Origin of the sequence: Burkholderia sp. Se-20373, from assembly GCF_017104705.1 — a bacterium.
Classification (GTDB): domain Bacteria; phylum Pseudomonadota; class Gammaproteobacteria; order Burkholderiales; family Burkholderiaceae; genus Burkholderia.
Genome location: NZ_JAAGPH010000220.1, coordinates 1 through 8870, shown reverse-complemented (window position 1 = coordinate 8870; position 8870 = coordinate 1). Strand labels below are relative to the sequence as shown.

9 protein-coding genes are annotated in these 8870 nt (G+C 63.2%); 3 read left to right on the top strand and 6 right to left on the bottom strand.

Going from position 1 to position 8870, the window contains the following annotated elements; translation table 11 throughout:
• Positions 1 to 71: 71 nt before the first annotated feature.
• A complete protein-coding gene (locus tag G3N96_RS36080; RefSeq protein WP_241022989.1) occupies positions 72 to 1034 on the bottom strand; it encodes a hypothetical protein in 963 nt (320 codons plus the stop codon).
• A 65-nt stretch (positions 1035 to 1099) separates the two neighbouring features.
• Entirely contained in the window at positions 1100 to 2566 is a 1467-nt protein-coding gene (locus G3N96_RS36075; RefSeq protein ID WP_206140155.1) for a carbohydrate porin, read from the bottom strand.
• A gap of 680 nt (positions 2567 to 3246) precedes the next feature.
• Here G3N96_RS36075 and groES point away from each other — a divergent pair.
• Together groES and groL are read left to right on the top strand one after the other, a co-directional pair.
• The gene (groES, locus tag G3N96_RS36070; RefSeq protein WP_011351136.1) at positions 3247 to 3540 is read left to right on the top strand and encodes a co-chaperone GroES; all 294 of its coding nucleotides are present in this window, start codon (positions 3247 to 3249) and stop codon (positions 3538 to 3540) included.
• 46 nt (positions 3541 to 3586) lie between these two features.
• Positions 3587 to 5227 (top strand): chaperonin GroEL, encoded by a 1641-nt coding sequence (groL, locus tag G3N96_RS36065; RefSeq protein WP_043181578.1) that lies wholly within the window; start codon positions 3587 to 3589, stop codon positions 5225 to 5227.
• Between the two features lie 109 nt (positions 5228 to 5336).
• Here groL and G3N96_RS36060 read toward each other — a convergent pair whose 3' ends face one another.
• The 4 genes from G3N96_RS36060 to G3N96_RS36045 all read right to left on the bottom strand — a co-directional run bounded on the left by G3N96_RS36060 (position 5337) and on the right by G3N96_RS36045 (position 8185).
• Positions 5337 to 5708 (bottom strand): hypothetical protein, encoded by a 372-nt coding sequence (locus tag G3N96_RS36060; RefSeq protein ID WP_206140154.1) that lies wholly within the window; start codon positions 5706 to 5708, stop codon positions 5337 to 5339.
• An 82-nt stretch (positions 5709 to 5790) separates the two neighbouring features.
• Positions 5791 to 6405, bottom strand: coding sequence for a peptidoglycan recognition family protein (locus tag G3N96_RS36055; RefSeq protein WP_206140153.1), 615 nt, complete (start codon positions 6403 to 6405; stop codon positions 5791 to 5793).
• Between the two features lie 15 nt (positions 6406 to 6420).
• Positions 6421 to 6888 (bottom strand): type VI secretion system tube protein Hcp, encoded by a 468-nt coding sequence (locus tag G3N96_RS36050; protein ID WP_206140152.1) that lies wholly within the window; start codon positions 6886 to 6888, stop codon positions 6421 to 6423.
• Between the two features lie 430 nt (positions 6889 to 7318).
• Complete coding sequence (locus G3N96_RS36045; protein ID WP_124576628.1) at positions 7319 to 8185, bottom strand: hydroxymethylpyrimidine/phosphomethylpyrimidine kinase; 867 nt, start codon at positions 8183 to 8185, stop codon at positions 7319 to 7321.
• A 254-nt stretch (positions 8186 to 8439) separates the two neighbouring features.
• On the opposite strand from G3N96_RS36045, the gene G3N96_RS36040 reads away from it, so the two are divergent.
• Positions 8440 to 8610, top strand: a complete 171-nt coding sequence (locus G3N96_RS36040; RefSeq protein WP_004186709.1) for a rubredoxin — start codon at positions 8440 to 8442, stop codon at positions 8608 to 8610.
• Positions 8611 to 8870 lie beyond the last annotated feature (260 nt).

Here is an 8870-nt window from a genome sequence, read left to right as displayed (position 1 = left end):
GTTCGACTTCGGTCCGAGCACGCCGCACACCATGAACTGCGCGGACGGGAACCCTTCCTGCAGCACGTTCATCAGCGGGATCGTGCCGCCGAGGCCCATGTACGCGCAGTCGGCGCCGAAGTGGCGAGCGCGAGCGGGCGGCGCAGGAAGCCGTCGGCGGTGACCTGGCGGCCGACGCCCGCGCTGGTGTCGCGCGTGAGCGGGTCGTCGATCTCGACGATGCGGTTGCCGATCGCGTCCGACACGTACAGCTTCTTCTGGTCGCCGGACAACGCGAGGCCGGTCGGGCCGACCAGGAACACGCCCTTGTCGGCCTGCGCGCCAAGGCCGCTCGCGACGACCGTTTCCTGCTTGATCACGGGCGGCTTGCCCGCCGGCACGTCGAGATCGAGGCGCAGTACAGTCGCCTGCTTGTAGACCGGCGGGTTGCCGTCCGCGCGGCCGACGCCGAAGCCCGCCATGCTGACGAACAGCGTCGCGCCGTCGCCGCGGTCGACCACGGCCATGTTGCCCCACGGGTCGTTGATGTTCGGCGTCGACCACGTCGATGCGATCTTGCCTTGTGGATCGAGCACGATTAGGCAGCCGGCGCCCTTGGTGTTGGTCGTGCCGTCGTTGCTCGGCGTGCTGCCGACGATCACCCAGCCGGATTTCAGCATCGTCATCGCCGTCGACAGGCCGACGCCGCCCGGGCATGCCTTCAGGTCGCGCGGGATCGACGCGAACAGGCTCAACTGCTTCGTCGACGGGCGGTAGTCGACGATCGTGCTGCCGGTGCCCTGCAGGTTCGCCGCGTTGTTGAAGTTGTCGACGAGCACGTCGCCCGCCTGGATCGTGCCGGCCGACACCGGCGCGACCGCGATCGCGTACGGGTTCTGGTCGCCGTTGTCCGGCACCGTGTTGACGAGCGTGGTGTGGCGATGCACGGTCTCGAGGAAACCTTGCGGCTCGGCGAGTGCGCCGGCGGCGGCCGTCAGCGCGGCGGCGGCCAGCGCGCCCGTCGCGAGGCGGCGAAGCGGGACGGATCGAATCATGTGAATCTCCTGGGGAGCGCGCCGTCCGGGCGGCGCGCGAAAAGGGTCAGCGTGGGCGCGTCCGTTCAGAACGTGATCGTCGTCCGCGCGCCGAGCACGAACGTGTTGCGCAGCGGCTGGGTCGCGTCGCTCGGGTTCTGGCCGGCGCCTGCATTGAACGTGTACTGCGCGTCGGCCTGGACGATCCACCACGGGTTGACCTGGTACTGGTAGGTCGCTTCGAGCGTCGTCTCGCGGGTGCGCACGCCGTACGGGCCGGTCGCGAACGTTCGCGCGGTCTGGTCGAGGTCGGTCACGTGGTTGCCGACCTGGATGTACGTGACGCCGAGGCCGACGCTGTCGTTGTCGCGGCCTGCGAACGGCGCCTTCAGCACGATCCCCGCGTTGGCGGAGAAGCTCACCAGGTTGCGGTCGCCCGGCGCGCCCATCACGCGTGCGAACACGCCGAGGCTGCGCGGGCCGGTCGGGTCGGGGCGCCAGATCATCTGGTCGGCCACCGCGTAGAAGCTGTAGTTGCCATGACGCTGCTGCGCGTCGCCGCTCGACGCGGGATCCGCGAGCGACAGCCCGTCGGTGCCCACGTTCTGGTCCGCGAAGCGGCCGTTGTGGTACCAGACGCCGATCTTGTAGGTGCCCGGCAGCCCGTTCGAGCGGCCGGTGTCCATTTCGCCGTCGGACGGCTGGTTCAGCGCGTACTGCAGTTCGCCGATATAGAGCGTGCCGTTGTGCAGGTTGAAGTTGGTGCCGCTCAGGTTGCTCGGGTTGTTGCCGAGCGGGTCGCCGTCGAACACGCCCGCGAGCGCGGTGAGCTTCGGCGTGATCTGCGCGCGGACGCGCACGCCGAGGCCCGCGAGCGGATACGCGGGGCCGCCGTTGGGCAGGTCGTACGACGGCAGCGCGGGCCAGCCGAACATCGTGTTGACGAACGTGTTCGCATACGTGCTGACCATGAATTCCTGGTCCAGGCTCTGCTGGCCGATCTTCACGTCGACGCGCTTGTCGAGGAACGACTGCTGGTACCACAGCTCCCACAGGCGCGTCGTGCCCTGCGCCTCGATGCCGCTCGCGGTGTTGAGCGTGCCGAGGTTCCGCGCGCTCAGGTTGGTGCCGTGGATCTGCAGCGCGCTGACGTTGAACGTGCCGCCAGGCAGGCCGATTGCCTTCTGCGTGTCGACCGTCAAGGTGGCCGTGGTCAGCCCATCGTAGGCGCCGCCGCGGTTCAGGCCGCCGCGCAGGTTCGCGAGGTATTCGCTGGTTTCGGTGATCTGCAGTGTCGCGCCGTACTTGCCGAGCCAAGGGCGGATGCCGCCCATGTCGCCGAGCAGGCTCTGGCGCGTCCAGATGCCGGTCCACATGTTGGTCGGCTTCGCCTGGATCGCCAGGTCGGCCTCGGGGGCTTCGGGCTGTGCGTCGACCGGGACGTCGGCGAAAGTCGCGCCGCTCGCGAACGATGCGCACGCGAGGATGGCCGCGCACGCGACGGGGCGCATCCGGGCCCGGATGTTGTCTCCCTGGAACGACGCAAACTTCATATCAAATCCCTGGCTCTAATTAGTGTGGAGTCCTGCTTGTCGGTCGCTGTCCGGACGCTCGGCTCCGATCGGCCAGGGCATGAAGATGAACGCAACGCGGCGCATCGTAGGAGTGTCGAATGGGAATGTCAATGTAAACGAGAATGATTCGCATCTAAATTACTGAATGTAATCCACCTCCTTACGGATGGGGCCCGACACGTGTTTAGTGCCGAGGTAAACCGTAAATATCGTCGTAATGAAAATGAATGCTTCGATGGGGATCGATGGATCCTCGGGACGGGGCGCAGGCGACAACCGGCGGGCGCCGGATGGTGTATGCGGGCGGACGGAATCGACGCCGCTACGGAATTTATCGAGTGATGCCGCCGATCGCAGGAACTCCGTGCTTTCCCGGTGTCCAAACGGGGCTGGATGGGATTCCGGGGCCGCGCGGCCCGGCCGGCAAGGCTGGGCGGCGCTTGTCAGGGTTTGTTTTGAAAGGATTTTTTCTCGTCTCCGCGTGCGCTTTGCTCCACGTCCCCGCCCTGAAAATTCGTCGGGTTCCCCTTCTTGAATTTGTCAAAACCCGTCCATATAATTAGCACTCGCTGCACGAGAGTGCTAACAATTCTCTGCCGGGCGATAAGCCGGGCAGATTCCCTAAGCGTTCTTCAATCTCAGTCAAGAGAGGAGTGAATATGAACCTTCGTCCTTTGCACGATCGCGTGATCGTCAAGCGCCTGGATCAGGAAACCAAGACCGCCTCGGGCATCGTGATCCCCGACGCCGCTGCTGAAAAGCCGGACCAGGGCGAAGTCCTGGCTGTCGGCCCGGGCAAGCGTGACGACAAGGGCGCCCCGATCGCGCTCGACGTGAAGGTCGGCGATCGCGTTCTGTTCGGCAAGTACGCAGGCCAGACCGTGAAGGTCGACGGCAACGAACTGCTGGTCATGCGCGAAGAAGACATCATGGCCGTGGTCAACGCGAAGTAAGCGTCCACCGACGGTACATATTCCCAAGAATTCAAGGAGTTAGAAGATGGCAGCTAAAGACGTCGTATTCGGCGATTCCGCCCGTTCGAAGATGGTCGAAGGCGTGAACATTCTCGCCAACGCAGTCAAGGTCACGCTGGGTCCGAAGGGCCGCAACGTGGTGCTCGAGCGCAGCTTCGGCGGCCCGACGGTCACCAAGGACGGTGTGTCGGTCGCGAAGGAAATCGAGCTGAAGGACAAGCTCCAGAACATGGGCGCGCAAATGGTCAAGGAAGTCGCTTCCAAGACCAGCGACAACGCAGGCGACGGCACGACGACGGCAACCGTCCTCGCGCAATCGATCGTTCGCGAAGGCATGAAGTACGTCGCATCGGGCATGAACCCGATGGACCTGAAGCGCGGCATCGACAAGGCAGTCGCAGCGGCTGTCGAAGAGCTGAAGAAGATCAGCAAGCCGTGCACGACCAACAAGGAAATCGCACAGGTCGGCTCGATCTCGGCGAACAGCGACACGTCGATCGGCGATCGCATCGCTGAAGCGATGGACAAGGTCGGCAAGGAAGGCGTCATCACCGTCGAAGACGGCAAGTCGCTGGCAGACGAACTCGACGTCGTCGAAGGCATGCAATTCGACCGCGGCTACCTGTCGCCGTACTTCATCAACAACCCGGAAAAGCAAGTCGCCGTCCTCGACAACCCGTTCGTGCTGCTGCACGACAAGAAGGTGTCGAACATCCGTGATCTGCTGCCGGTGCTCGAGCAAGTCGCGAAGGCTGGCCGTCCGCTGCTGATCATCGCTGAAGACATCGAAGGCGAAGCGCTCGCAACGCTGGTCGTCAACAACATCCGCGGCATCCTGAAGACCGTTGCGGTCAAGGCGCCGGGCTTCGGCGATCGTCGCAAGGCGATGCTGGAAGACATCGCGATCCTGACCGGCGGCCAGGTGATCGCGGAAGAAACCGGCCTGACGCTCGAAAAGGCAACGCTGGCAGAACTGGGCCAGGCGAAGCGCATCGAAGTGGGCAAGGAAAACACGACGATCATCGACGGCGCAGGCGAAGCCGTGAACATCGAAGCACGCGTGAAGCAAGTGCGCGCGCAAATCGAAGAAGCGACGTCGGACTACGACCGTGAAAAGCTGCAAGAGCGCGTGGCCAAGCTGGCTGGCGGTGTTGCAGTGATCAAGGTCGGTGCTGCGACCGAAGTCGAAATGAAGGAAAAGAAGGCACGTGTCGAAGACGCACTGCACGCAACGCGCGCGGCTGTGGAAGAAGGCATCGTGGCAGGTGGCGGCGTTGCGCTGATCCGCGCTCGCACCGCGATCGCAGGCCTGACCGGCGCTAACGCCGATCAAAACGCCGGCATCAAGATCGTGCTGCGCGCAATGGAAGAGCCGCTGCGCCAGATCGTCACGAACGGCGGCGAAGAAGCCAGCGTCGTGGTGGCGGCAGTTGCTGCAGGTACGGGCAACTACGGCTACAACGCAGCGACGGGCGAGTACGTCGACATGGTCGAAGCCGGCGTCGTCGACCCGACCAAGGTCACGCGTACCGCACTGCAGAACGCAGCGTCGGTTGCAGGCCTGCTGCTGACGACGGACGCAGCTGTTGCCGAACTGCCGAAGGAAGACGCACCGATGCCGGGCGGCATGCCGGGCGGCATGGGCGGCATGGGCATGGACATGTAATCGACTTTGGTCGATGGTGTCCGGAGCGCGCAGCGATGCGCGTTCCGGCCAAAAGAAAAGACCCGCAGCGATGCGGGTCTTTTTTTATGGATTTGCCGGGTGCACGAAATCAGAAGCCCGGCAGGAAGCATGAAGTGTCGTCGTCTTCAGCGTGAAGGCCGTAGCTGCACGCGAACGGATCGTGCCAGCCGTTGTTGCGACCGTTGTAGAGATAGACCGTGGTGTCGTTCGATGTCCATGTTAACGACGCGGTGCCGCTGGAGTAGACGCGCCACCTCCCCGAGCTACCGTCCGGAAACGAAATGGTGCCGTTCGAATGGCAGGGCGAGTAGTAATCGTGGGCGACAAACTTGCCGTCAATTGGCGCGGCTCTCGAAAAGAACCGCTTCAGTTGCGCGACGGTCGGTGTGAATTTCTTGCATGCGCCCATGGTCAGCGGTTCGTTCGGGGTCGACGTCTGGCCGGATTGCTCGACGGTCACGGTGCTAACCGCTCTGGCATGGCAGAGTGCGATCGGGGCGCACAACACAACCGCAGCGACACATTTGGCTCGAACCATTGCGTTACTCCCACTGTGCCGTGCTTGCCTCAGTGGCGTTTTTACGCCCGACTTCCGGGTGTCGATATACCTCTGTCATCTCGACGTTCAGCGTCTCGGACAATTCACGAACTAGCCATTTGAGCGATGAATTCTGTTCGGTCGTGACGCTTTCATAAACCGGCTCCGCATTTTTCTCGTCGGGGTAGTACATACCAACGAGTTCGATCCCGATTGCGTCAGAGTTGGATGGGTAGCGGCCGGGAAACGCTTTCCGGGATTCGTAACGATGGGATGCGGCAGGGCCGGTCCGATACGCACGCCTTGCCGCCCGGAGGTCAACGGTCGAGCACTTGAGCGTGCTGATGCAGCGTGACTGCAATTTGCCGACGTGATTGGTGATTCTGTTCAGAGACGCGGTCTGATAGATCGTTCCGTCTTTGTCGATCAGGAAATGGGCGCCGTTCGGTACGTGCGTGGAGTTGCTGTAGCTATTGAGGGTGCTTGAGAGGGTGGCGCCTCCAGTTTGATGGACGACGATTCCGTTCACGTGTTCCATCGGCCCACGTTCAATGGATGAATATATTCTGAGGATCACGCGTTCGGCATCGACATGGCCCTGCTTTGAAATGAAAAGCATGACTACCTCCGATCCTCAGGTCGCTTTGCCGGTTTTGATGTCGTATCCTGCTGCGACCGTTCCGCCGTTCCCACCTTGGGCATTCTGAACGACATATTCTTGCCGGATGCTGGCGAATGAAAGATCGACCTCCTCTCGCGGCCTGACCATGTTCAAATTGGCGGCCGAATTGATTCGCGTGATCAATACCCTATCCATCGTGATCTTGAGGTATTCGAGGGGGATGCCGCCGGCCTTACGGATTACCAGAACGGCGCTCTCGATGTGCTTTCCTTTCAGGCAATGCAGCATGAGAATCGGCGATGAACGATCAACATAATGTTCAATGGTCAGGTCATTGGCCGCGCACTTGCCTCCGGTACCCGTGGTCGATGACTGATCTGCGGACCAGTCCCACGCCAATACGTCGATCTCGTCCAGATGAAAGGCATCTTGAGATTCACCCCTGATGCCGGTCAGTTTCAGGAAAATGTCCTGCGCCATCGCATACTCCTCTGCATGGATCACATTGAATGGGATGAACCGTAGCAGGGGATATCGCGACCAATCTATTGGACCGATTCGATTTTCGGCGAATTGGGGTGTTGAAATGTACGATGTCCGCTCATCGCCCGACTGAGAATTGATGCAAATCGAGTCGCGCTCGCATGCGCGGATTTGACCGCAATGACCGCAGCCCTGTCGGGCAGTATGGGCGGGATTGTGTGGCCGAATAGCTCCGAATATCGGGCGGCGCGGCGCAGGAAGCCGAAGGTGTGGAGGGAGTTGCGCGGAGCCTACGGGCGTTTTCGTTACAGCGTGTGCGTCAGCATTGAATTCCCGATGCCGAATCCATGTGTGATTGACGGATGCTTGAAGTAGAAGGGGGCATGCGTGCGTTTGATCGCTCAAACGCACGCATGCCCCACCCACCTCAATGCCGGTGCGACGTCCTCGGCACCGCGTCGGCCTTCACGGCCGGCGGCGTATCCGAATCCTCGTTGCTGCGCGCCCAGAAGAACCGGTCGGGCAGGTACGCCCCCATGCCGGGCCGGAACGCGTCACGCACGGCCTGGTATAGGTATTCCTGCGCCTCACGAACCGCTTCGGGCGGCTCCTGGCCGTTCGCAAGCAACGCCGCGATGGCCGCGCCCAGCGTGTCCGTGATGCCCATCAGCCGGTGCGGCGAGCGATCCCACATGTCCTCGCGGAGCTGGCCTTCCTCGCCGTACAGCGTGTTGACGAGCCGGTGCGAGCCGGTCTCGGACGACAGGATGTACTCGCAGCCCTGCGACAGCAGGTGCGAGACGGCCGCGTCGAGATTTGGCGCCTCGGCGTCGCCGTCCGGCTGCGCGAGCGCGATCAGCGTCGCGTAGTCGGCGACCAGCAGCGTGGTTTGCGGCGCCAGCAGGTCGGCGATCGATTCGCGCAGGTCGTCGGCTGCGAGCACGTGCTCGTCGTCGAGCGTGAAGTCGGGCGCGAGCACGAGCGGCACGCCGTCGTAGTCGGCGACGACCTCGGCGATCGCGCTCACGACTTCCGCGCGCGTCGCCGCGCCGATCTTGAACGCCGCAACCGGCATGTCTTCGAGCAGCATGCGCGCCTGGGCGGCGACCACGTCGGGATCGAGCCCGGTCACTTCGTCGCAGGCGGCCGAGTCGCGCACGGTGTAGCCCGTCATGACGGACACGCCATGACAGCCCATGCTCGCCAGGGTCAACAGATCGGCTTGAATGCCAGAGCCGCCGGTAGGGTCGGACAGGCCAAAGGTGAGGACGATCGGAGGGGCGTTGCTGGACATGTAAAAATGGGGCAAGAGAAAAACGGGAAAGCGACGGGCATGCGGACGGCGAGGCGAAATGGGCGTTTTCGGCCCTGTGTTGCCCGGCAGGCCGCACTTTTCAGCCATTATGCGGCGGAATCCGGCCCGCACGACGGATTTTTTAGCGCAGCGCAACGTAGTCGCGTTACTCCAGCGCGATTGCTAGGCAGTCCGGCCCCGACACGGTACCATCATGGCTCCCGAATTTACCGACTTTCCCGACGCGGCTTAAGATGGAATACAAGAGCTGGATGTGCCTGATTTGTGGCTGGATTTACGACGAAGAAGCCGGGCTGCCGGAAGAGGGCATTGCCCCGGGCACGCGCTGGGAAGACGTCCCGATCAACTGGACGTGCCCTGAATGCGGCGCCCGCAAGGAAGACTTCGAGATGGTCCAGATCTGACCGGACCCTTGGCCCACGGACACACCGCTCAGGCCTCGCAGCGGCCCGGCGCTCATGCGTCGAGGCTCGCGCGAGCGACTTGACGATGACAGGCGCGCGTGTCCATGAGGCCAGAACCGGCGAACGTTCCCCACCCTGACGCACTGCCCAACCCGCGCGGCGGGGCCGTGCGCGCGGCCGACGCATGGCTTGCGGCGGCCGCCGACGCTTTCGAGCATCGCGACGACGCGGCCGCACCGCTGTCCGCTGCGGCGGCCGTG